At 60.7% G+C, this 1,188-nt stretch carries 1 protein-coding gene; it reads left to right on the top strand.

Features of this window, described 5'->3' with window-relative positions:
* Nucleotide 1: 1 nt before the first annotated feature.
* On the top strand, nt 2-1,188 hold a 1,187-nt coding region (gene tuf / locus GOQ28_RS12085; RefSeq protein WP_160351880.1), incomplete at its 3' end, for an elongation factor Tu.

Here is a 1,188-nt window from a genome sequence, read left to right as displayed (position 1 = left end):
CATGGCAAAAGGCAAGTTTGAACGTACCAAGCCGCACGTGAACGTGGGTACGATTGGTCACGTTGACCACGGCAAAACCACGTTGACGGCAGCCATCACGACGGTGCTGTCGAAGCAATTCGGCGGCGAAGCTCGCGGCTACGACCAGATCGACGCGGCCCCGGAAGAGAAGGCTCGTGGTATCACGATCAACACCGCACACGTGGAATACGAAACGGCGAACCGCCACTACGCCCACGTTGACTGCCCGGGCCACGCTGACTATGTGAAGAACATGATCACGGGCGCGGCGCAAATGGACGGCGCGATCCTGGTTTGCTCGGCCGCTGACGGTCCGATGCCGCAAACGCGTGAGCACATTCTGCTGAGCCGTCAGGTTGGCGTGCCGTACATCATCGTGTTCCTGAACAAGGCCGACATGGTTGATGACGCCGAGCTGCTCGAGCTGGTGGAAATGGAAGTTCGCGAACTGCTGTCGAAGTACGACTTCCCGGGCGACGACACCCCGATCATCAAGGGTTCGGCCAAGCTGGCCCTCGAAGGCGACCAGGGCGAGCTGGGCGAGAAGGCGATTCTGGCTCTGGCCGAAGCGCTGGACTCCTACATCCCGACGCCTGAGCGTGCTGTTGACGGCGCGTTCCTGATGCCGGTCGAAGACGTGTTCTCGATCTCGGGTCGTGGTACGGTGGTGACGGGTCGCGTCGAGCGCGGCATCATCAAAGTCGGCGAAGAAATCGAAATCGTTGGTATCAAGCCGACGGTCAAGACGACCTGCACGGGCGTGGAAATGTTCCGCAAGCTGCTCGACCAAGGTCAAGCTGGCGACAACGTGGGTATTCTGCTGCGCGGCACCAAGCGTGAAGACGTCGAGCGTGGTCAAGTTCTGGCCAAGCCCGGTTCGATCACCCCGCACACCGAGTTCACCGCCGAGGTGTACATTCTGTCCAAGGAAGAAGGTGGCCGTCACACGCCGTTCTTCAACGGCTATCGTCCGCAGTTCTACTTCCGTACGACGGACGTGACCGGCTCGATCGAGCTGCCCAAGGACAAGGAAATGGTTCTGCCGGGCGACAACGTGTCGATGAGCGTCAAGCTGTTGGCTCCGATCGCCATGGAAGAAGGTCTGCGTTTCGCCATCCGTGAAGGCGGTCGTACCGTCGGCGCCGGCGTCGTCGCTAAGATCATCGC

It is taken from the genome of Bordetella sp. 02P26C-1 (assembly GCF_009763255.1).
GTDB lineage: Bacteria > Pseudomonadota > Gammaproteobacteria > Burkholderiales > Burkholderiaceae_B > Bordetella_A.
Note: the sequence above shows the minus strand (reverse complement) of the source record. Positions and strands in the feature narration are given on the sequence as shown.